Consider the following 21564-nt stretch of genomic DNA (forward strand, 5'->3'; position numbering starts at 1 on the left):
GAGCCCGCCCTCAACCGCAGCCCCCGCACCCCCAAAGGCAACGTATCCACCAGCGGCTCGCGGGCGATCCGTTCCTCGAAGCGGCCGGAGATGTGCGCGTTCCCGTTGCGCAGGTCGAAACGTCCGGCGATCTCCCTGGCCTGGGCGTACAGCAGCTCGTACAGCTCGGCCGCCGTGCGTGGGGCTCCCGCGTACCGGACCGTCTCCAGATCGCCGTGCCCCAGCTCCTTCAACCGCCGCAGCAGCACCAGAACGCCGCCGTTCAGGGACAGTTGGGCGTCCACGTCCGCGAGCGGGCCGAGCTGGGCCGCGTGTTCGGCCAGGATCTCGAGACCGCGTGCCTCGTTGCCGGTCAGGGCGCAGAACTCGATGTGCTGCCCGACGCTGCGCAGCAGGCTGTCGTCGCCCCGTACAAGGTGGTAGCCCTTGAGGTGGTGCGTGCGCGCCTCGCGGAAACGTCCCAGGCGGAGCAGGGGAAGCAGGGTGTGCGCGAGGACGCGGTGCGGCTCCTCCTTGCAGGACTTGCCGCCGTCGGTCACCGGCCGCCAGACCTCGAGCGCCTTCTCGTCCTCGCCGCGGGCGGCCCAGTAGCGCCCCTGGGTCCCCAGCTCGCAGGCGTGGCAGTTGCTCATCGCGTCGCGCTCGGCCGCCGTCCAGGCTGCCACCGCACGGTCGGCTCGCTCGAGGTCGCCGGTCGACTCCGCGAGGTAGAACTCGCACTGCCGCACGGCCCGTTCGCTGTGGCCGGCGAGGCGGTAGCGGCGCTCCATGTCCGCGAACCAGTGCTCGACATCGGGGATCGACACCTCGGGCACATCGATGATGTCGCCGGTCACCCACTTGAAGGACCAGAACAGACTGTGGGTCCCCCACCGGTCGAAGGCGCCCGGATCCCGGTCGTACTCCTGAAGCAGCCGCGCGAACGGAACAAGCGCCTTGGTGCGCTCCGAGCTCCAGGTGTACGCGTCGACGAGCGCGGACAGGGCCTGCCGCAGCAGCCCCGCGTCGCCCGAACGCTCGGCCGCGGCGCACAGCTCCTCGGCACGGGCGGAGCGCGCCGGCCCGTACGGATTGCTGCTGTTGTGGTAAATCGCCTGCTGGATCTCCTGCGGGTCGGTGAGGCTCACTTCCCGTCCTCCCCGTTCTCGGTGATGCCGTGGGTCGCCCACTCCAGGAGCCCCAGGAACGACCGGTTGAGCAGCGTCGTATCGGCGGGCCGCAGCGGGCGCTGCGACATCAGCAGGGCCTGGCCGTACAGCGACTCGATCGCCATGCCGGTCAGCTCCGCGTCCGGGAGCGCCGAAATCCGCCTGATCAGCGCATTGTTGTGGTTCAGGACGAGCCGGGCGCGCGGCGCCGAGCCGCGCAGCGAGCCGAGGATGCTGCTCCACAGCGCATCGCCGCTCGCCTGCGCGCCCTCCTGGGCGCTCGCCCGGTCGCGCTCATGGCGCGCCTGCCGGTCGTCGAGGAACAGCGCCGGCACGGCCACCGGCTGGAAGGCGCGCAGCGCCACATCGCAGTCGAGCGCGTCCAGTCGGGCCCGCGCCGTCGCCAGGAACGGGGCGAGGGCCAGCTCGGTGGAGACCTCGACCGTGTCGAGGCGGTCGGTGACGGCGCCCGCGTCCAGTTCGGTGACGCTCACGCCCGGCCGGATCCCGGGCAGCAGGGCGAGCAGCTCGGCGTCGTACGTATAGCCAGCATTGATCACGCCGAGGCCGTGCGCCGCCGCGATCGGGGCGATCTGGCGGAACTCCTCGACGGTGCGCGTGAAGTGGATCTGCGGGTGCGCCGCCGTGAACTCGGCCAGGTTCGCGGTGCCGTCGCTGGTCTCGAACGGCAGCCAGGGCAGCATGAGTTCGAGCAGCTCGGGATCGTGCCGCGCCAGGGACTTCACGCCCAGGTGGTGCACCTGGAGGAAGGCGGACAGACGCTGCGGGTCGCCGACGGCGAGCCCGGCCAGCCACTCCCGTACGCGGCCGCCGAGCGCTTCCCGTACGGCTTCGAGGGTCTCGTCGTCGTAGAGGTTCTCGCGTGAGGCGGTCGGGCGCAGGGTGTCGGTGTCGAGCACGGCGCGTACGAAGAAGGCCCAGTCCGGCAGCAGATTGTCCGCGCGGTCCGTGAGCAGCATGCCCTTCAGGTGCACGCGGTGACCGGCGCGATGTGCGGGGCTGGTCGGCTCCGGCAGGACGTACGCGACCCCGCGGACGCCCGCGACCGGCAGATCGAGGTCGATGGAGTCGAGCGGTGTGAAGCCGAAGGTCCTGGTGCAGTGCCCGGCGAGCGCGACGCGGCGGGCCGCCGGTGACGGGAAGCCGCGGTCCCAGACGGCCGGCAGTTCGGTGATCTGCCGCCGCGTCGAGCCGTCGCTGAAGACGATGTCGTACGGGAGCAACGCACCGAAGTCCCGGGCCAGTTCCTCCACACGGGCCGGGGCGGTCCACTCCTCGGCGCCCCGCCGCGGCTCCAGGTACACCGTGGTGCCGGGCTCGGTGCGGGCCTCGTCGGGCAGGACGCGCACGGTGTACGAGCCGTCGTCCGAGGCCAGCCACTCGACGGGCGGCGCCTCGGGGGAACGTGCGGACCGGGTGACCACCCGGATCCGGCGCGCGACCACGAAGCAGGCGAGCAGCCCGATCCCGAACTGCCCGAGGAACTCCTGCCGCGCGCTCTCCAGACCTTCGGCTCCGCCGCGCTTGGAGCTGCGCCCGATCGTGGCGAGCAGGGTGTGCACCTCGGCCTCGGTCAGACCGATGCCGCTGTCCTCCATCGCCACCCGGCCGCCGCTCGCGGTCAGTTGGATCCGCTGCGGTGCGTCACCGTCCACGGCCCGGCGGGCGGTCACGGCGTCCACCGCGTTCTGCAGCAGCTCCCGTACGTAGACCCGAGGGCTCGAGTACAGGTGGTGGGAGAGCAGGTCGACCAGGCCGCGCAGATCGACCTGGAAGGTGTGCGGGGAGGTCGGCGGGCTGCCGGTCTCGGCGGACGTCATGGGTGAGTCACCTCGCGTGTGCGCACGGACGGATGGCGACCGCGAGGCCCCCCCTCACAGATCGCGAAGACGGGTGAAGCGTAGAGCCAGGCACTGACATCGAGCTCGGCAATTTTTCCCCCACCCTCTGTTGAAATTCCAATCTACGGAATACATTTTCCGCGATGTGGTGACGGGGGTGCTCATCTCGCAATGAATCGGGCAGCGAGTCGACCCCCGGCGAACAGAAGAGGGGAGTCCCGTGCACAGCAGCGCTTCGCCGGTCCGCAAGGCCGCGGCCGAACTCATCGGCACCGCGGCCCTGGTGGCCGTCGTCGTCGGTTCCGGACTGCAGGCCGCCCGGCTTACGGAGGACACCGCGGTCCAGCTTCTCGCCAACTCCCTGGCCTCGGCGATCGGACTCGGGCTGCTCATCGCGCTGTTCGGGCCGGTCTCGGGCGGACAGCTCAATCCGGTGGTGACGCTGTCGGCCTGGTGGCTCGGCCGGCGCGACGGCAGCGGCCCGGGTACGCGCGAAGCGCTCGCGTATGTCGCGGCGCAGACGGTGGGTGCGGTCGCCGGTGCGCTGCTCGCGGAGGCGATGTTCGGGCGCGCTGAGGTCGTCTGGTCGACGCAGGAGCGGATCGGGGACCGGCTGCTGCTGGGTGAGGTCGTCGCCACCGCGGGTCTGGTGCTGTTGATCTGCGGGCTCACCCGGATCGGGCGTACGCAGCTCGCGCCGGTCGCGGTGGCCGCGTATATCGCCGCGGCGATCTGGTTCACGTCGTCCGGCTCGTTCGCCAATCCGGCGGCGACGGTCGGGCGCGCGTTCACCGACTCGTTCACCGGGATCTCCCCCGGTTCGCTGCCGGGCTTCATCGCGGCCCAACTGGCCGGTGGCGCCATGGGTCTGGCCCTGGCAGCGGTCCTTTACGGGAAGCCGGTTGGACGGGACGCCTCAGGCTCCGGTCCTGGCCAGGACCGTCGGGTCAGCCCGGAAAGCGCAGATACTGCGGCGGTACGGATGCGGTGAGCCACACCCCGTTCGCGCTGACCTTGAAGACATGGCCGTCGCGGTGCATCGCGCCCGCGTCCACGGAGAGGATCACGGGGCGGCCGCGGCGGGCGCCGACGCGCGTGGCGGTTTCGCGGTCGGCCGAGAGATGCACGTCATGGCGGGCCATCGCGCTCAGGCCGTGCGTGCGGATCGCGTCCAGATTGCGGGCGACGGTGCCGTGATAGAGGTACGGCGGCGGTGTGGCGGGCGGCAGGTCCAGGTCGACCTGGACCGTATGGCCCTGGCTGGCGCGGATCCGGCGGCCGTCGACCGCGAACCGCTTCTTGTCGTTGTGCGCGACCACATGCTCCAGCTCGGCCCGGCTGAACACGAATCCGTGCGCGGCCGCCGCGGCGATCAGGGTGTCGATCTCGACCCAGCCGTTGGCGTCGAGGGTGAGGCCGATCCGCTCCGGCTGGTGGCGCAGGTGCTTGGAGAGGTACTTGGAGACGCGTACGGTCCGCCTCTCGTCGATCCCCGCGATCTCGTGGATCTCGTCGGGTGTTCTGTCAGTCATCGCCCCAGAATGCCGGGCGGCCTCCGGATCGCGCATCCTGATTTCCCTCAGTCCAGATTCAGGTGGCTACGAGGTGGCTCTTAATTCCCCGAAATTTAACGGGAGTTAGGCATGATCCACAGGCAACCCGGGTTATCCACAGGCTGATTGAGGATTATGTGGATAACTCGCGGCTGACTCAAGGCACTTGGTCAACTGGCACTGATTCATTCCGCTTTGCGGCCAATGCGTCCAAGGTCCGTGCGTGCACCTCGCGTTCGGCCGCCGTCGCGATGAAGATCGACATGCTGTCGGCGCCAACCAGCCCTCGTACCAGATCGATCGTGTGCACCGGAAGGGCCACCGGAACGTCCGCGGAAGGGTGCGTGGGCGCCGGCGCGGCGCCCAGATGCTGCTGCAGATAACGGGTCGCGAACGTACGCATGGCGCGCGCGAGTTCGGCGTCCACGGTGTGCTGGGCGAGCGGCCGGAGTCTGCGGACGAGTGCGGCGGCCTCGGCCGCGTCCGCGTCCGTCGGCGGCTGTTGTTCGAGGTAGCGCTGGAAGACATGCTCGGTCGTGAACTCCAGGAAACGGGACGCTATGTGCTCGACCTGGACCCGCAACTCCCGCAGATGCCCGGCGATCGCGTGCAGCGGCACCCCTGCCGCGTGCAATTCGGCCGCCACGGCCAGCTCTTGAGGACTCGGCACGAGGAACTCGTCCTCCCGGCCCGGAATCCTTTCCAGTACGCCGAGTTCGACCGCTTCCTCGACCGCCGCCTCATCCGGTTCTCCGCCGAACTTCAGGTCGAGCTCGGCGCGGGTGATCCGGTCGGCCTTCTCGTCCGTCCAGGGGCCGTCGACCTCGGCCACCAGGCCGAGCACCCCGCCGAGGCCGCGGCCGGAGTCCCAGGCCTCGAGGAGTTCCTTGATCGACGCCAGGGTGTAGCCGCGGTCCAGGAGATCGGCTATCTGCCGCAGCCGGGCGAGATGGGCGTCCCCGTACACATTGGACCGGCCCCTGCGCTCGGGGCGGGGAAGCAGGCCGCGGTCCTGGTAGGCGCGGATGGTACGGACCGTGGCGCCGCTGTGGTGGGCGAGGTCCTCGATCCGGTACTCGGCCCGGTGCCCCGCGCCCGACGTCTGCTCCGCCACGCTCCCCGCCCTCTCCTCAGCGCCGCGCACCCGGCGCGCTCACCGGCATGCTCACCGGCGCGCTCACCGGCGTGCCCCTCATGCGATGGCCGACCGCCCGATCGCCCCCGCCGCGACGCGCGCCGCAGGGGATGCGGCCAGATACTCCACCGCTGTGCGCAGTGAGCCCTCCTGCGAGGGATGGTACGTCCGCCGCAGATAGCGGGGTACGGCCGAGCCGATCTCCTTCCAGGTGGGCAGCAGCCCTTTGCGTACGGCCCGGTTGTGCTCCCGCAGCGAATACCTGAGCCGGCCGCCGAGCAGGGGGTGTCGCCACGGCCCACCGGCGGCCCTGCCCGAAGAGGTCGGAGAGGTCGAAGAGGTCGGAGAGGTCGGAGAGGGATCGTGGCGCAGGAGATACGCGGCGCCCCATACCCACAGGTAGAGCATCACCGGCGCGGTCACCGCCATGCCGGCGATGCGCCGCGTATAGCGGGGCAGTCCTTCGCCGCCGCAGTGCTGGTACATGTCGAAGGCGACCGAGCGGTGCTCGACCTCCTCCGCGCCGTGCCAGCGCAGCAGATCGAGCATCACCGGATCCGAACCCGCCTCGTCAAGGCCGTCCGCGTCCAGCACCCAGTTGCCCAGGACCGCGGTGAACTGCTCGATCGCCGCGATGACCGCCAGGCGGAAACGCAGCCACTCCTGGGCCCCTATCGGTGCGCCCAGCGGGGGGCGCTCGCCCAGCAGCCGGTCGAAGAGCAGATCCACATAGCGCGTGTACGGCTCCGTCCGAAGGCCGTTGGCCGCGAGGTGGTCGAGCACGTGCGCGTGCTGCACGCTGTGCGTCGCCTCCTGGCCCATGAAGCCCTTGACGTCCTTCAGGAGCACCGGGTCCCCGACCAGCGGGAGCGCCTCCTTGAACACCTTCACGAACCAGCGCTCGCCCGCCGGAAGCAGCAGGTGCAGCACATTGATGACATGGGTGGCCGTCGGCTCGTCCGGTATCCAGTGCAGCGGGGTGGACTCCCAGTCGAAGGAGACCCGGCGCGGCACGATCGCGTAGTGGCCTTCCCCCTCGACCGCGTAGTGGCCTTCCCCCGCGCTCATACCGGCCTCCCCCTCGCTCATACCGGCGGCTCCAAACGTGCGATCGCCCGCAGCGCCTTGGGTGTGAAGCGGGACAGCAGATGGGCGCCGCGCGCCTCCGGGGTCACGGGCACCACCGCCTGGTTGGTGAGCACCGCGTTCAGGATGGCGTCGGCGACCTTCTCCGGCGGGTAGTTGCGCAGCCCGTACAGTCGCGAGGTGCGCTTCTGCCGGCGCTTCTCCTCGGCGGCGTCGACCCCGGCGAAGCGGGCGGTCGCGGTGATGTCGGTGTTCACGAAGCCGGGGCAGATCGCGGAGACGCCGATGCCCTGCCCTGCCAGTTCGGCACGCAGGCACTCGCTGAGCATCAGGACCGCGGCCTTCGACGTCGAGTACGCGGGCAGCGCCTTCGAGGGCTGATACGCCGCCGCGGACGCGGTGTTGACGATATGGCCGCCCTGTCCGCGCTCGGCCATCTGCCCGCCGAAGATCCGGCAGCCGTGGATCACGCCCCACAGATTGACGTCGAGTACCTTCTTCCAGTCCTCGCTCGTGGTGGCGAAGAACGAGCCGGACAGACCGATCCCCGCATTGTTGACCAGGACGTCGACGATCCCGTACTCGGCGGCGACCTTCACGGCCAGCTTCTCCATGGCCGCCTCGTCGGAGACATCGAGCTGCTCGCCCCAGGCCTCGGGCGCGCCGATCAGACCCGCCAACTCCGCCGTACGAGCGGCCCCTTCACCATTGCGGTCCACCGCGACCACGCGCGCCCCGGCCTCCGCGAACGCGAACGCCGTGGCCCGCCCGATCCCGCTCGCCGCGCCCGTGACCAGGACGAGCTGGCCGGCGAACCGCTCGGCGTAGGCGTGGGCGCGCTTGGTCCGCTTGACGGGCACGGCGGCCGCCGTCCGCGCGGGGGTCTCCACCGACGTCACGAACTCGCCGATCCACGCGGCGAGTTGATCCGGACGGGTCCGCGGCACCCAGTGCTTGGCCGCCACCGTCCTGCGCGTCAGCCGCGGCACCCACTGCTCGAGATCGTCGTAGAGCTTCGGCGACAGGAACATGTCCCCGGTCGGCGTGATCAGCTGCACCGGTGCGTGCGCACGGGCGTCGGCCCGCGGCCGGCTCAGCCTCGCCCGTACGTTGTCCCGGTAGAGCCACGCGCCGTGGGCGGCGTCGCTCGGCAGCGAAGGCGTGGGGTAGTCGCCGGCCGGCACCTTCTCCACCCGCGCGAGCAGCCGCGGCCACTGCTTGCCGAGCGGCCCGCGCCAGGCGAGCTCCGGCAGGACGGGGGTGTGCAGCATGTACACGTACCAGGACTTGGCGCCCTGGCCGAGGAGCTGGCCGACCTTGCGCGGGGTCGGACGGGTCATCCGCTTCTTGATCCAGTGCCCGAAGTGGTCGAGCGACGGACCGGATATCGAGGTGAAGGACGCCACCCTGCCCTGCGTACGCTCCACCGTCGCGAACTCCCAGGACTGGACCGAGCCCCAGTCGTGCCCCACCAGATGCACCGGCTCGTCCGGGCTCACCGCGTCGGCGACGGCCAGGAAGTCATCGGTCAGCTTCTCCAGCGTGAAGCCGCCGCGCAGCGGGGTCGGTGCCGTGGACCTGCCATGGCCCCGTACGTCGTAGAGCACCACATGGAACTGCTCCGCAAGCCGCACCGCGACCTCCGACCAGACCTCCTTGGAGTCCGGGTATCCGTGCACCAGGAACACGGTCGGCCGGTCCGGCTCGCCCAGCTCGGCGACGCACAGCTCCACGCCCCCGGTCCGCACCCAGCGCTCGCGTGCACCCTTCAACAGTCCACTCCCGCTCATGAGTTGGCTCCCGGTCTTCCCGCGTCCATCGCTCGTGCTCACGCCGCCTTCTCCCGCCCCCACCGCTGTACGTGCGGCAGCTCGTCGTCCAGCCAGAACGCGCTCTCGACCGGGTCCCTGGAATCCGTCACGACGAGGAGCTCCTCGAACTTCGCGCCCGTGCCCCGGAATCCGAGATGCGGTTCGACCGCCCAGAGCCCCGGCTGCGGCGGGTGATCGGAGAACTTGTAGGGCGACCACAGCGGCGACCAGCCGTCCCGGTGCCCGTGCAGCGCATCGCTCGCGAGGCCCTTGAGGGACTGGGTGCCGAAGCCGAAGAGATGCGGGTTGAACCGCCGCTCCTTGACCTGGTCCACCTTGTGCGCGATCACCCCGAACGGGTAGGCGCGATGCCGGTTCGCGTATCCCTGCTGCCGCATCAGGCGCTCCACGTCCTCGTAGATCTCGCGCAGCGGGCGCCGTTCGCGCACCTCGCGCAGAATCAGCTCCCGGTGGGCTTCGAGGTCGTCGAGCAGCTTGTCGTGCAGCGGGTTCGGGCCGAGGCAGCCGGAGTAACCGATGTCCGCCGTATAGCCGTTGAGGACAGGAGCCATGTCGAGGATGTACGGCATCCCCGGCTCGAGCGCGCGGTTGGTCGGGAAGAACTGCAACGGGATCCTGAAGCCCGTGAAGGCCGTGCGGTCCCCGAACCACGCGAAGGGCAGATGGAACCAGTCCCGCACCCCGCGCTCCCGCAGCCACACCCGCTGCATCCGGGCGGCCTCGCGCTCGGTCACACCGGGGGTGAGCTGGGCGGCGACCGCCTCGGCGCACTCGTACGCGAGCGCCTGCACCTCCTTGAACCCCCTGAGCCGCCCGTCGAGTTCAACCACTGAGCCCATGCCACCCCGCCCCGTCCGTCCGGTCGTGCATTCGCGTGCTCTACGTGTCCGTAACTTGACACTGATGAATGTGACAATGTCCGGCGGCGACGTCAAGGGGTGTGCACGGGCTGTGGATAACTCGCCGGGCAGGGCCCAATGGCCCGTGACAGCCGGGCATTTGGGCACCTGTGCCCCACGTAGGGGCTGGATAAGTTCCTGCTATGCACACGCGCCGTCTCGCCCGTCTCTCCTGCTCCGCAGCGGTATTCGCGGGTCTCCTGCTCGCTTCCTGCGGTACGGAACAGGCCGGCGGGGACGCGGCGGCGCCCGTCGGCGCGCCCAACGGCATTGAGAAGCTCTCCGGCGCGGAGGTGATGCAGCGCTCCCGCGAGACGATGGCCGACCTGCAGTCCTTCCAGCGGGTCTACACCCCGGCGCTGCCGGCCGAGGCCGCACCGGGTGTCGTCGCGCGGTCGGACCTGGAGAACGGCTGCTCGATCACCTACGACGTGGGGGACACCGGCACCATGGACGTCAGGGTCGGTGAGCGGGGCATCTACATGCGCGGAGACGAGAAGTCCCTCACGCGGCAGCAGGGTCCCGAGGCGGCCAAGCGCTTCCAGGGCTTCAGCCTGGAGAACACGAAGGACGCCCCGGGGACCACGTACAAGAAGGGTGAGCCCACCGAGATCGACGGGATCCCTGTGCTGCCCCTCGAGGTGACAGAGGACGGCAAGGCCCGGAGCGAAACGGCCCCTACCCGGGGTCGGACCGGCCCCTACCCAAAGTCGGACCCCTACGGGCCCGTACACCCCAAGTCGGATACGGAGACAGGAGCAGGGTCTGACGCCGGAGGTGACCCGCGCCACTACCTTCGGAATGTGACTGTGATCGCGACCGAAAGCCTGAGCAAGCGGTTCCCCAGGGTGACCGCTCTTGACCGGCTCTCCATGGACATCGGCCCGGGTGTGACCGGACTCGTCGGTGCCAACGGAGCCGGCAAGTCCACGTTGATCAAGATTCTTCTTGGTCTGTCCCCCGCCACCGAGGGCCAAGCCGCCGTGCTCGGTCTGGACGTCGCGACCAAGGGGGGCGAGATCCGCGAGCGGGTCGGGTACATGCCCGAGCACGACTGCCTGCCGCCGGACGTCTCGGCCACCGAGTTCGTCGTCCACATGGCCCGGATGTCGGGACTGCCGCCGGCCGCGGCGCGCGAGCGCACGGCCGACACCCTTCGCCACGTCGGCCTGTACGAGGAGCGCTACCGCCCCATCGGCGGCTACTCGACCGGTATGAAGCAGCGGGTCAAGCTGGCCCAGGCGCTCGTCCACGACCCCGACCTGGTCTTCCTCGACGAGCCCACCAACGGCCTCGACCCCGTCGGCCGCGACGAGATGCTCGGCCTGATCCGCCGCGTCCACACGGACTTCGGCATCTCCGTCCTGGTGACGAGCCACCTCCTCGGCGAGCTGGAGCGCACCTGCGACCACGTCGTCGTCATCGACGGCGGCAAGCTGCTCCGCTCCAGCTCCACCAGCGACTACACGCAGACGATGGGCACCCTCGCGGTCGAGGTGACCGACACCGACACGCACCCGGACGGCACCAAGGCGGTACGCGAAGCGCTCGCCGCCCGCGGGGTCACCCTCCAGACCACGACGGAGGAGGGCCTGCCCGGCGCCGGCCACATCCTGCTTCTCGAAGCGACCGGCGAGGACACCTACGACCTCGTACGGGACACCGTCGCCGAACTCGGCCTCGGCCTCGTCCGGATGGAACAGCGCAGGCACCACATCTCCGAGGTGTTCAAGGACGGCCCCGCGCAGGCCCGGATCGGCGAGCCCGCGGAGGTGGAAGCCCGATGAGTACCCCCAGCCCGATGAGCCCCAGCACCCCGGCGCAGAGCGCGCAGACCCAGATCCACAACATCGGCTACCGCAAGTACGACGGACAGCGCCTCGGCCGCGCGTACGCCCGCCGCTCGCTCTACTCGCAGTCCCTGCGCGGCGCGTACGGCCTCGGGCGCAGCGCGAAGTCCAAGGTCACGCCGATGATCCTGTTCGCCGTGATGTGCGTACCGGCCGCGATCATCGTGGCGGTCGCCGTCGCGACCAACGCGACCAAGCTGCCGATCGAGTACACCCGCTACGCGATCATCACGCAGGCGATCATCGGCCTCTATCTGGCCGCCCAGGCACCGCAGTCGGTCTCGCGCGACCTGCGCTTCAAGACCGTGCCGCTGTACTTCTCGCGCCCCATCGAACGCGTCGACTACGTGGTCGCGAAGTTCGCCGCCATGGCCACCGCGCTGCTCATCCTCACCGGGGCGCCGGTGATCGTCCTCTACGTGGGCTCGCTGCTCGCCAAGATGGACTTCACGACCCAGACCAAGGGATTCGCCCAGGGGATGGTCTCCGTGCTGCTGCTCTCGCTGCTCTTCGCGGGGATCGGCCTGGTGATGGCCGCCCTCACCCCGCGCCGCGGTTTCGGCGTCGCCGCCGTGATCGCCGTACTGACGATCTCGTACGGGGCCGTCTCCACCGTCCAGGCCATCGCCGACGCGCAGGGCTCGTGGGACGCGGTCGAGTGGCTGGGCCTGTTCTCGCCGATCACCCTGATCGACGGTGTGCAGACCGCCTTCCTCGGTGCGACCTCCGCCTTCCCGGGCGAGCACGGACCGGGCGCCGGACTCGGCGTCGTCTACCTCCTGGTCGTCTTCGCGCTGATCGCCGGCTCGTACGGAGCCCTGATGCGCCGCTACCGAAAGGCCGGGCTCTGACCATGGCCAGCATCGAATACCGAAAGGCCGGGCGCTGAGCAATGGCCACCATCGAAATCGACCACACCAGCCGCTGGTTCGGCAATGTCGTCGCCGTCAACGACGTCACGATGACCATCGGCCCGGGCGTCACCGGCCTGCTCGGCCCGAACGGCGCCGGCAAGTCCACCCTGATCAACATGATGGGCGGCTTCCTGTCGCCCTCCACCGGCAGCGTCACGCTCGACGGCCGACCGATCTGGAAGAACGAGGAGATCTACAAGGAGATCGGCCTCGTCCCCGAACGCGAGGCGATGTACGACTTCCTCACCGGCCGCGAATTCGTCGTCGCCAACGCCGAGTTGCACGGCCTCGGCAAGAAGGCCGCCCAACTGGCCCTCGCGACGGTCGAGATGGAGTACGCGCAGGACCGCAAGATCTCCACGTACTCCAAAGGCATGCGCCAGCGCGTGAAGATGGCATCCGCCCTGGTCCACGACCCGTCGGTGCTCCTGCTCGACGAGCCGTTCAACGGCATGGACCCGCGCCAGCGCATGCACCTGATGGACCTCCTTCGCCGGATGGGCAACGAGGGCCGTACGGTCCTGTTCTCCTCCCACATCCTCGAAGAGGTCGAGCAACTCGCCTCGCACATCGAGGTGATCGTGGCCGGCCGGCACGCGGCCAGCGGCGACTTCCGCCGGATCCGCCGCCTCATGACGGACCGCCCGCACCGCTACACCGTCCGCTCCAGCGACGACCGCAAGCTCGCGGCCGCCCTGATCGCGGACCCGTCCACCGCGGGCATCGAAGTCGACCTCACCGAGGGCGCGCTGCTCGTCCAGGCCGTCGACTTCGGCCGCTTCACCGAGCTCCTGCCCCGCGTCGCCCGCGACCAGGGCATCCGGCTCCTGACCGTCTCGCCGTCCGACGAGTCGCTCGAATCCGTCTTCTCCTACCTCGTCACGGCCTGAAGGGAGCTACGACCATGTCTCTTGCGTATGACCCCACAGTCGCCCGGCTCACCTACCGGGCCCTCCTCGGCCGCAGGCGCGCGCTCATCCTGTTCTCGCTGCCGGTCCTGCTCATCGCGATCTCGGTCGCGGTACGTGCGCTCACCGGCGCGGACGACCAGGTCGCCGCCGACGTCCTCGGCGGCTTCGCACTCGCCACGATGGTCCCGCTGATCGGCGTCATCGCCGGCACGGGAGCGATCGGCCCGGAGATCGACGACGGCTCGGTCGTCTATCTGCTCTCCAAGCCGGTCAAGCGCCCCACGATCATCTTCACCAAGCTGATCGTCGCGATCGGCGTGACCATGGCCTTCTCGGCCATCCCCACGTTCATCGCGGGCATGATCCTCAACGGCAACGGCCAGCAGGTGGCCGTCGCGTACACCATCGCGGCGCTCGTCGCCTCGATCGCGTACGCGGCCCTCTTCCTCCTGCTCGGCACCATCACCAAGCACGCCGTGGTCTTCGGCCTGGTCTACGCCCTGGTCTGGGAGACCCTCTTCGGCTCCCTCGTCGCGGGCGCCCGCACCCTGAGCGTCCAGCAGTGGGCGCTGGCCCTCGCCGAGAAGGTCGCGGGCAGCGACCTGGTGAAGTCCGACGTGGGCCTGCCGGCCGCGGTCATCCTGCTCGCCGCGGTCACGGGCCTGGCCACCTGGTACGCCGGTCAGAAGCTGCGCACGCTGACGCTGGCGGGGGATGACTAGTCCTTCCGCATCCCTCAACTCGGCTCCGGGACCTACGACTTACGTAGGTCCCGGAGCCGTTCCGTCGCCTGATCCTTTGCGTGGCCCGCCCTCGTAACGTCACTGCCATGCGAATCGGAATCCTCGGAACAGGCAATGTGGGCAAGGCGGTTGCGGCCGGTCTGGCGGCGGCGGGACACGACGTCGTCCTCGGCTCCCGCGACCCCGACTCCCACAAGGACCTCGGCCAACGTGTCGTCACCCAGGAAGAGGCGGCCGCCCACGGCGAGGTCGTGGTCGACGCGCTCGGCTCGGGCGCGCCCCTCACCACGCTCCCCGCACTCGCCGGGCACCTAGACGGCAAGGTGCTCATCGACATCAGCATCGACCTCACGCCCGAGATGGACCTGATCCACCTGGACAAGTCGCTCGCCGAGCAGCTCCAAGCCGCGCTGCCGGGCACCCGCGTCGTGAAGACCCTCTGCACGGTCGACAGCGCGATCATGGCCGACCCGCTGAAGACCCTGCCCACCCCGACCACGATCTTCCTCTCCGGCGAGGACCCGGCCGCGAAGGCCACCGTGGGCGCGCTCCTCGCGGACCTCGGCTGGGCGCCCGAGCACCAGCTCGACCTCGGCGGGATCTCGTCCGCCCGCGCCCAGGAGCACATGGCCCTGATGTTCGTGGCCGTGGCCGGGGCGGTCGGCGGCCACGTCTTCAACTTCTCGCTGGTCACCCCGAGCGCCTGACGCGGCGCGCGTCCTGATCCGCCGCAGGCGATGATCAAGGGGTGACTGAGGACAGCGCCCCGGCACCGGAGCGGTCACCCGAACCGTCCCGGCCCGTGCGGAGCTGGGTGCGCTCCGCACCCGGCACGCACGTATGGCTGCTTGTCATCTTCTGTACGAGTGCGGTGAGCGTCCTCGCCTCGGACGAGCTCCAGATGTATCTGCTGCACCGCAACAGCAGCAATCTCGTCCAGCTCAACGAGCACCCGGTGCAGGCCCTGCTGCTCAGCGCCTTCTGGATCGAGAACCCCGCCTCGCTTCCCCTGTACGTGGTGCTCTTCGAGCTGATCCACGCACGGGTGGAGCGGGCGGTCGGGACCCTGCGCTGGGTGGTCGTCGTCGCCACGGCGCATATCGCGGCGACGCTCATCAGCCAGAAGCTGGTCCTCCTGCAGATCCAGCACCACGACGCCCCGCGCCACCTGATCCACGTCGTGGACATCGGCGTCTCGTACGGGCTCGCGGCCTCGGCCGGCATCCTCACGTATCTGCTGCCCGGCCGCTGGAAATGGCTCTACGGCGCCGGCGTCATCGCCTTCTTCGCGATCCCCTTGCTGGCGGACGCCACGTTCACGGACCTGGGCCACGCGATCGCCCTGTCGATCGGCTTCGCCTTCTGGCCGCTGACGCGGGGGCGGGCGAGTCATCCGGAGTACGCGCGATAGGTCCGGCAGACGCGGAGGATGCGCGGATCGAACGCGCGCGGGGTTTCGAGCCCCGACGACGGCTTAGCAAGCCGCTGCCTTACCACTCGGCCAATCCTCCAAAAGCTGGGAGGGGCGGCCCGTGCGGCACGGCGCACGAGAAAGCCGCCCCGGGCTGCTCACAGGGCGGCTGCGACGGAGCGCGGTGAACTACTCCGGAGCCGGGTGCTGTGAACTGCCCTGTCGGGAGCTCGACGAGCTCGAACTGGACATCGTCGTGCTCCTCTCCCAGTAGTCGGGCGCCATGAACAGGCGCTGTGGACATCACCACTGTGCCCGTCCACCCGGCCGGCGCGCCACTCATTTATCGCGCATCTGTACGGCGGGCAGGCGCAGTTGGAAGCTCACGGCCGCCGCGCCTGCCGCCATGGCTGCCACCGTGGTTCCGAGCCCCCGCACAGCACTGAGCCGCCGCGCGATCCGCATCCCGGTTACCGTTGGACATTGGCCGCGCGCTCCCGCCGTGCCTCCTCGGTACGTTCCCCACGCGGAAGGCCCACATGAACCACCCGGACCGCCCGGACCACCCGGTCACCTCCTTCGCCGACCTCGCGCTGCCCGCCGAGGTGCTGCGGACCCTCACCGAGCAGGGCGTGAGCGAGCCCTTCCCGATCCAGTCGGCCACGCTGCCCAGCGCCCTCGCGGGCAGCGATGTCCTGGGACGCGGGCGCACCGGTTCGGGCAAGACGCTCGCCTTCGGCCTGGCGCTGCTCGTACGGACAGCAGGCCGGCGCGCGGAGCCGAAGCAGCCTCTCGCCCTGATCATGGTGCCCACCCGTGAGCTGGCCCAGCAGGTCACCACGGCACTCACGCCGTACGCCGAAGCGCTCGGGCTGCGGATGGCCGCGGTCGTCGGTGGTCTGTCCATCGGCCGGCAGATCGCCGCGCTGCGCGACGGCGCCGAGGTCGTCGTCGCCACCCCCGGCCGACTGCACGACCTCATCGAGCGCAAGGCCTGCCGCCTGGGCCGGGTCCGGATCACCGTCCTCGACGAGGCCGACCAGATGTGCGACATGGGCTTCCTGCCGCAGGTCACCGAGGCCCTTGACCAGGTGCACCCCGACGGGCAGCGGATGCTGTTCTCGGCCACCTTGGACCGCGACGTCGACGAGCTGGTCCACCGCTACCTGCACGACCCCGTCGTCCACTCGGTCGACCCGTCCGCCGGCGCGGTCACGACGATGGCCCACCATGTGCTGATCGTCCACGGCCCGGACCGGTACGCCGTCACCACGGAGATCGCCTCCCGTGACGGCCGCGTCCTGCTGTTCCTGGACACCAGGGCCTCCGTCGACCTGCTCACCAAGCACCTGCGGGCCCACGGAGTGCACGCCGCGGCCCTGCACAGCGGCAAGTCCCAGCCGGAGCGCAGCAAGACCCTCGACGGGTTCCGGGCCGGCCGGATCACCGCCCTGGTGGCGACCAACGTCGCGGCCCGCGGTCTGCACGTCGACGACCTCGACCTGGTGGTCAACGTCGATCCGCCCACCGACCCCAAGGACTATCTGCACCGCGCGGGCCGTACCGCCCGCGCCGGCGCGTCCGGCAGCGTCGTCACCCTGGTCCTGTCCGGCCAGCGCCGCGCGATGAGCGAGCTGACGGCCGAGGCCGGCATCGAGCCGACGGTCACCAAGGTGCGCTCGGGCGAGGCGGAACTGAGCCGCATCACGGGCGCCAAGGCCCCTTCCGGCAGTCCGCTCGACGCCGGCGCTCCCCGCCCCAAGAACACGAACGCGCCCTTCCGTGGCATGGGCACCAGCAAGGGCGCGTCCGGCAGTACGGGTGGTGCTGGCGGTGGCGGTGGCGCCGGCGGCAAGGGCGGCAAGTCCCGCAAGTCCCGCGAGGCGCAGCAGCTCGCCGAGGCGCGCAAGGCCGCCCGGGTCCGGCGCGGCGGCTGACCTCGCCGCTACTTGGAGCCCAACACCCGCAGCAGCACCGCCACATGACTGCGGTCGATGTCCTTCGACGCGGTCAGGAGCGTGACCGGTCCGGCAGCCGCCAGCTTGCGCAGTTCACCGAGCGCGGCCGCCGCTTCCGGCTCCGCGAGCTCCGCCTCGTACCGCTGCGAGAACTCCTCGAAGGACCCCGAGCCCGCGTGGTACCACTTCCGCAGCTCCGTGGACGGGGTCAGGCTCTTGGGCCATACGTCGATGTGCGCCGCGTCCTTGGCAAGGCCACGCGGCCACAGACGGTCCACCAGAACCCGCTGTCCGTCGGACGATGAGGGGTCCTCGTAGATCCTGCGGCCGCGAAGCGTCATGTGCCGAGCCTACGACCGGGTGTGCCCAGGCGCCGGGCGGGTGTGCTCAGGCGCCGGGCGGGCGTTGTCAGTGCGGGCCGATAGCCTTTGAAGGGCTCGGCCCCCGGGAGGGAGGGGTCTGTCCGGGACACGGTGTCCGCTCAGGCGCCGAGCACCCGCCCGCTCAAGCCCCGAGCAACCGCTCCAGGACCACCGCGATGCCGTCGTCCTCGTTGGACAGCGTCACCTCGTCGGCGACCGCCTTCAGCTCGTCGTGCGCGTTGGCCATCGCGACGCCGTGCGCCGCCCAGCCGAACATCGGGACGTCGTTGGGCATATCGCCGAAGGCGATCGTGTCGACGGCCTTCACGCCCAGGCGGCGGGCCGCCACCGCGAGCCCCGTGGCCTTCGAGAGCCCCAGCGGCAGCAGTTCCACGATGCCCGCGCCGGCCATCGTGACCCCGACCAGCTCGCCCGCGACCCGGTGCGCCACGGCCCACAGCTCGTCGTCGGTGAGGTCGGGGTGCTGGACGTACACCTTGTTCAAAGGTGCCGACCACAGCTCGGAGGCGTCCTTGATCGGGACGTACGGGAGCGGGCCCTCCTGGGCCTGGTAGCCCGGGCCGATCAGGACGTCGCCGTCCACACCGTCGCGGCTCGCGGCCAGGGACAGCGGGCCGACCTCGGCCTCGATCTTGGCGAGCGCCAGGCCCGCGAGCTGGCGGTCGAGTGTGACCGAGGTGAGCAGCCGGTGCTCGCCCGCGTGGTAGACCTGCGCGCCCTGCCCGCACACCGCGAGTCCCTCGTATCCGAGGTCGTCGAGGATGTGCCGGGTCCAGGGCACCGCCCGGCCGGTGACGACGATGTGCGCCGCACCGACCGCGACGGACGCGGCGAGCGCGTCGCGGGTGCGCTGCGAGACCGTGTGGTCGTCACGCAGCAGCGTGCCGTCCAGATCGGTCGCGACCAGCTTGTACGGGAAGCCCGCGCCCTGTGCCGAACTCACTTGGCGACCGGCTCCAGGAACTCACGGCCGCCGAGGTAGGGACGCAGCACCTCGGGCACGCGCACCGAACCGTCGCTCTGCTGGTGGTTCTCCAGGATCGCCACGATGGTGCGCGGGACGGCGCACAGCGTGCCGTTCAGCGTCGCGAGCGGCTTGACCTGCTTGCCGTCGCGCATACGGATCGACAGGCGGCGCGACTGGAACTCGGTGCAGTCCGAGGTCGAGGTCAGCTCGCGGTACTTGCCCTGGGTCGGGATCCAGGCCTCGCAGTCGAACTTGCGGGCCGCGGACGAACCGAGGTCACCGGTGGCGACGTCGATCACGCGGTACGGCAGCTCGAGCGAGTTCAGCCACTGCTTCTCCCACTCCAGGAGCCGCTGGTGCTCGGCCTGCGAGTCCGCCGGATCGACGTACGAGAACATCTCGACCTTGTCGAACTGGTGGACCCGGAAGATGCCCCGGGTGTCCTTGCCGTGCGAACCGGCCTCGCGGCGGAAGCAGGGCGAGAAGCCCGCGTACCGCAGCGGCAGCCGGTCGGCCTCGATGATCTCGTCCATGTGGTACGCGGCGAGGGCGACCTCGGAGGTGCCGACGAGGTACAGGTCGTCCTTGTCCAGGTGGTAGACGTCCTCGGCGGCCTGGCCGAGGAAGCCGGTGCCGGCCATCGACTGCGGGCGCACCAGGGCGGGCACCAGCATCGGCGTGAAGCCGGCGGCGGTGGCCTGCGCGATGGCGGCGTTCACCAGGGCGAGTTCGAGCAGGGCGCCCACGCCGGTGAGGAAGTAGAAGCGCGAACCGGAGACCTTGGCGCCGCGCTCGACGTCGATCGCGCCGAGGATGGTGCCGAGCTCGAGGTGGTCCTTGGGCTCGAAGCCCTCCGCCCCGAAGTCACGGATCGTGCCGTGCGTCTCCAGGGTGACGAAGTCCTCCTCGCCGCCGACCGGGACGCCGGGGTGCACGAGGTTGCCGAGGCGCTGGAGAAGCTCCTGGGTCTCGGCCTTCGCCTCGTCCTGCTCGGCGTCGGCGGCCTTGACGGCCGCGGCGAGCTCCTTGGTCTTCTTCAGGAGCTCCTCGCGCTCCTCGGGCGAGGCCTTGGAGACGAGCTTGCCGATCGCCTTCTGCTCGGCGCGGAGTTCGTCGAAGCGGACGCCGGACGACCTGCGCCGTTCATCGGCGGAGATGAGGGAGTCGACGAGCGCGACGTCCTCACCACGGGCGCGCTGGGAAGCGCGGACACGGTCGGGGTCCTCACGGAGCAGGCGAAGGTCAATCACGCGTCCAGGCTACCGGTGTGGGCTCCGGACCCCCCACCTGATATTCCGGTGCGTCACGTTATGCCCCATTTATTCCGCTTGGGCAGGAATTCGGAATAGGGGGAATTCGGACGGGACTGCGCGTCGAGATCGGACGGGACCGCGCGTCAAGAAAAGTCTCCACGCATGCCCGGAAAGTGGCAATCCCGGTTCATCGCCTTGACCCGACTCGCTTGTGTGGAACGGGACTTGGGGACGGGTTGTCCACAGCGATCCACCGGTTCGGAAAGTTATCCACAGGGTGTGCGGGCGATCTGTGGATTTCGGAGGTGATCATTCCGAGCCGCGAAATTCCGCCTCAGGATTCCCGGTTCAAACCTCTCGTACACCCACTTTCGAGTGGATTCAACTCCCTCCAAGGAGTTGATCAATGGAAACAGGCTGACGAAGGGTGACATGCCCGGCTGTGGACAGATGTGGGGCGCAGGAGCCGATATGTCGACCCTGTCGCAGTTTGTTGTCGACTTGTCCCCAGGTCGAGACGCAGCCTGTGGAAAACTTCTGTGGACAGAGAAAATCCGCAGGTAGGACTGGGGATCCGCAGCCCGGACCGCTACGAGGACCGGGGGATAAGGGGCAGGAGGTAAGGGCTTACGCCCGGCCGTCCTGCGCCCGCGCCAGCCAGTCCGAAGCCGAGACGAAGGCGGCGTCCGTCGTCCCGGGACGCAGCGCGCGGACCTCCGAGGGCGCGACGCCCGCCCGCGGATACGAGCCGAGGAAGCGCACCTTCGGCGAGATCCGCTTGAGCCCCATCAGGGCCTCACCGACCCGGCGGTCCGAGATATGGCCCTCGGCGTCCACGGCGAAGCAGTAGTTGCCGATGCCGGCGCCGGTCGGGCGGGACTGGATCAGCATCAGGTTGACCCCGCGTACGGCGAACTCCTGGAGCAGTTCGAGCAGCGCGCCCGGGTGGTCGTCGCCGAGCCAGATGACCACGGAGGTCTTGTCGGCGCCGGTCGGTGCGGCCGGCCGGGCCGGACGGCCGACCAGGACGAAGCGGGTCTCGGCGTTCTCGGCGTCGTGGATGTCGGTGACGAGCGCTTCGAGGCCGTACGTGGCCGCGGCGAACTCACCCGCGAAGGCCGCGTCGAACCGGCCCTCCTGGACGAGCCGCGCCCCGTCCGCGTTGGACGCCGCGGACTCCCACAGCGCGTCCGGCAGATGGGCCCGCAGCCAGTTGCGGACCTGGGGCTGGGCCACGGGGTGACCGGTCACGGTCTTGATGTCGGTGAGCTTGGTGCCCGGCCGTACGAGCAGCGCGAAGGCGATCGGGAGCAGCACCTCGCGGTAGATCATCAGCGGTTCGCCGGTGGCGAGTTCGTCGAGGGTGGCGGTGACGCCGCCCTCCACGGAGTTCTCGATCGGTACGAGCGCGGCGGCGGCCTCTCCGCTGCGTACGGCATCGAGCGCCGCCGGCACCGAGACCATCGGCACGAGCTCGCGGGTGGCGGCCTCCGGGAGGGTGCGCAGGGCGGCCTCCGTGAAGGTGCCTTCGGGGCCGAGGTACGTGTAACGGGTCGCCGACATACCGTCACCTTAATGGGCCGTCAGGGGCAGGGCGGCCCCGTGGCTCGGGTGGGGGCGCCTGCGGCGGGCTTTTCTCCCCCGCCCCGCCCCTTCCCG

General features: G+C 70.1%; 18 protein-coding genes, 1 tRNA gene and 1 pseudogene. 8 read left to right on the plus strand and 12 right to left on the minus strand.

Going from position 1 to position 21564, the window contains the following annotated elements:
* Together G6045_RS26985 and G6045_RS26990 are read right to left on the minus strand one after the other, a co-directional pair.
* Window positions 1–1127, minus strand: a pseudogene (locus G6045_RS26985) (tetratricopeptide repeat protein); the annotation flags it as partial.
* On the minus strand, window positions 1124–2989 hold the full coding sequence (locus G6045_RS26990) for an HSP90 family protein (protein WP_165334715.1): 1866 nt from the start codon (window positions 2987–2989) through the stop codon (window positions 1124–1126). The gene G6045_RS26990 and the pseudogene G6045_RS26985, both read right to left, overlap by 4 nt.
* Before the next feature lie 241 nt (window positions 2990–3230).
* Between G6045_RS26990 and G6045_RS26995 the strand changes: the two genes are divergently transcribed.
* Window positions 3231–4001 carry an aquaporin gene (locus G6045_RS26995; RefSeq protein WP_165334716.1) on the plus strand — a complete coding sequence of 257 codons (771 nt, stop codon included), beginning with the start codon at window positions 3231–3233 and terminating at the stop codon, window positions 3999–4001.
* Here G6045_RS26995 and G6045_RS27000 read toward each other — a convergent pair.
* The 5 genes from G6045_RS27000 to G6045_RS27020 form a co-directional block, all read right to left on the minus strand.
* Window positions 3958–4500 (minus strand): RNA 2'-phosphotransferase, encoded by a 543-nt coding sequence (locus tag G6045_RS27000; protein WP_165334731.1) that lies wholly within the window; start codon window positions 4498–4500, stop codon window positions 3958–3960. The two genes, G6045_RS26995 and G6045_RS27000, sit on opposite strands and share 44 nt — an antisense overlap.
* 220 nt (window positions 4501–4720) lie before the next feature.
* Window positions 4721–5677 (minus strand): MerR family transcriptional regulator, encoded by a 957-nt coding sequence (locus tag G6045_RS27005; RefSeq protein WP_165334717.1) that lies wholly within the window; start codon window positions 5675–5677, stop codon window positions 4721–4723.
* A 78-nt stretch (window positions 5678–5755) separates the two neighbouring features.
* Entirely contained in the window at window positions 5756–6766 is a 1011-nt protein-coding gene (locus tag G6045_RS27010) for a metal-dependent hydrolase (RefSeq protein ID WP_165334718.1), read from the minus strand.
* A 17-nt stretch (window positions 6767–6783) separates the two neighbouring features.
* Window positions 6784–8574 (minus strand): SDR family oxidoreductase, encoded by a 1791-nt coding sequence (locus tag G6045_RS27015; protein WP_165334719.1) that lies wholly within the window; start codon window positions 8572–8574, stop codon window positions 6784–6786.
* 38 nt (window positions 8575–8612) lie between these two features.
* A complete protein-coding gene (locus tag G6045_RS27020) occupies window positions 8613–9455 on the minus strand; it encodes a M24 family metallopeptidase (protein ID WP_165334720.1) in 843 nt (280 codons plus the stop codon).
* Between the two features lie 203 nt (window positions 9456–9658).
* On the opposite strand from G6045_RS27020, the gene G6045_RS42435 reads away from it, so the two are divergent.
* From G6045_RS42435 to G6045_RS27050, 6 genes are all read left to right on the plus strand, one after another.
* Window positions 9659–11302, plus strand: a complete 1644-nt coding sequence (locus G6045_RS42435) for an ABC transporter ATP-binding protein (RefSeq protein WP_408056370.1) — start codon at window positions 9659–9661, stop codon at window positions 11300–11302.
* The gene (locus tag G6045_RS27030; RefSeq protein ID WP_165334721.1) at window positions 11299–12216 is read left to right on the plus strand and encodes an ABC transporter permease; all 918 of its coding nucleotides are present in this window, start codon (window positions 11299–11301) and stop codon (window positions 12214–12216) included. Before G6045_RS42435 ends, G6045_RS27030 begins: the two co-directional genes overlap by 4 nt.
* Before the next feature lie 41 nt (window positions 12217–12257).
* Window positions 12258–13169 (plus strand): ABC transporter ATP-binding protein, encoded by a 912-nt coding sequence (locus G6045_RS27035; protein WP_165334722.1) that lies wholly within the window; start codon window positions 12258–12260, stop codon window positions 13167–13169.
* Window positions 13170–13183: 14 nt separating this feature from the next.
* The gene (locus tag G6045_RS27040; protein WP_165334723.1) at window positions 13184–13912 is read left to right on the plus strand and encodes an ABC transporter permease; all 729 of its coding nucleotides are present in this window, start codon (window positions 13184–13186) and stop codon (window positions 13910–13912) included.
* An 80-nt stretch (window positions 13913–13992) separates the two neighbouring features.
* On the plus strand, window positions 13993–14640 hold the full coding sequence (locus G6045_RS27045; RefSeq protein ID WP_328707909.1) for an NADPH-dependent F420 reductase: 648 nt from the start codon (window positions 13993–13995) through the stop codon (window positions 14638–14640).
* Window positions 14641–14681: 41 nt separating this feature from the next.
* Window positions 14682–15344 carry a rhomboid-like protein gene (locus G6045_RS27050; RefSeq protein ID WP_165334725.1) on the plus strand — a complete coding sequence of 221 codons (663 nt, stop codon included), beginning with the start codon at window positions 14682–14684 and terminating at the stop codon, window positions 15342–15344.
* A gap of 12 nt (window positions 15345–15356) precedes the next feature.
* On the opposite strand, the gene G6045_RS27055 is transcribed toward G6045_RS27050, so the two are convergent.
* Window positions 15357–15444: transfer RNA gene (locus G6045_RS27055), tRNA-Ser, on the minus strand.
* A gap of 439 nt (window positions 15445–15883) precedes the next feature.
* Here G6045_RS27055 and G6045_RS27060 point away from each other — a divergent pair.
* Window positions 15884–17281, plus strand: coding sequence for a DEAD/DEAH box helicase (locus tag G6045_RS27060; RefSeq protein WP_165334726.1), 1398 nt, complete (start codon window positions 15884–15886; stop codon window positions 17279–17281).
* An 8-nt stretch (window positions 17282–17289) separates the two neighbouring features.
* Here G6045_RS27060 and G6045_RS27065 read toward each other — a convergent pair whose 3' ends face one another.
* The 4 genes from G6045_RS27065 to pheA all read right to left on the minus strand — a co-directional run bounded on the left by G6045_RS27065 (window position 17290) and on the right by pheA (window position 21468).
* Window positions 17290–17643 carry a DUF488 domain-containing protein gene (locus G6045_RS27065; protein WP_165334727.1) on the minus strand — a complete coding sequence of 118 codons (354 nt, stop codon included), beginning with the start codon at window positions 17641–17643 and terminating at the stop codon, window positions 17290–17292.
* Between the two features lie 163 nt (window positions 17644–17806).
* Window positions 17807–18628: an HAD family hydrolase gene (locus tag G6045_RS27070; protein ID WP_165334728.1), complete on the minus strand. Its 822-nt coding sequence runs from the start codon at window positions 18626–18628 to the stop codon at window positions 17807–17809.
* On the minus strand, window positions 18625–19902 hold the full coding sequence (serS, locus tag G6045_RS27075; protein WP_165334729.1) for a serine--tRNA ligase: 1278 nt from the start codon (window positions 19900–19902) through the stop codon (window positions 18625–18627). The genes G6045_RS27070 and serS overlap by 4 nt, the downstream gene beginning before the upstream one ends.
* A gap of 630 nt (window positions 19903–20532) precedes the next feature.
* Complete coding sequence (gene pheA, locus G6045_RS27080) at window positions 20533–21468, minus strand: prephenate dehydratase (RefSeq protein WP_165334730.1); 936 nt, start codon at window positions 21466–21468, stop codon at window positions 20533–20535.
* Window positions 21469–21564: the final 96 nt, after the last annotated feature.

The organism is Streptomyces mesophilus, from assembly GCF_011044995.1.
Taxonomy (GTDB): Bacteria; Actinomycetota; Actinomycetes; order Streptomycetales; family Streptomycetaceae; genus Streptomyces; species Streptomyces mesophilus.

Bases quoted from the DNA above. Each gene is read 5' to 3' on its own strand.
- G6045_RS27020 (WP_165334720.1), bottom strand. From the start codon at position 9,455: ATGGGCTCAGTGGTTGAACTCGACGGGCGGCTCAGGGGGTTCAAGGAG.
- pheA (WP_165334730.1), bottom strand. From the start codon at position 21,468: ATGTCGGCGACCCGTTACACGTACCTCGGCCCCGAAGGCACCTTCACG.
- G6045_RS27015 (WP_165334719.1), bottom strand. From the start codon at position 8,574: ATGAGCGGGAGTGGACTGTTGAAGGGTGCACGCGAGCGCTGGGTGCGG.
- G6045_RS27065 (WP_165334727.1), bottom strand. From the start codon at position 17,643: ATGACGCTTCGCGGCCGCAGGATCTACGAGGACCCCTCATCGTCCGAC.
- G6045_RS27030 (WP_165334721.1), top strand. From the start codon at position 11,299: ATGAGTACCCCCAGCCCGATGAGCCCCAGCACCCCGGCGCAGAGCGCG.
- G6045_RS27060 (WP_165334726.1), top strand. From the start codon at position 15,884: ATGAACCACCCGGACCGCCCGGACCACCCGGTCACCTCCTTCGCCGAC.
- G6045_RS27035 (WP_165334722.1), top strand. From the start codon at position 12,258: ATGGCCACCATCGAAATCGACCACACCAGCCGCTGGTTCGGCAATGTC.
- G6045_RS26990 (WP_165334715.1), bottom strand. From the start codon at position 2,989: ATGACGTCCGCCGAGACCGGCAGCCCGCCGACCTCCCCGCACACCTTC.
- G6045_RS27040 (WP_165334723.1), top strand. From the start codon at position 13,184: ATGTCTCTTGCGTATGACCCCACAGTCGCCCGGCTCACCTACCGGGCC.
- G6045_RS27010 (WP_165334718.1), bottom strand. From the start codon at position 6,766: ATGAGCGCGGGGGAAGGCCACTACGCGGTCGAGGGGGAAGGCCACTAC.
- G6045_RS42435 (WP_408056370.1), top strand. From the start codon at position 9,659: ATGCACACGCGCCGTCTCGCCCGTCTCTCCTGCTCCGCAGCGGTATTC.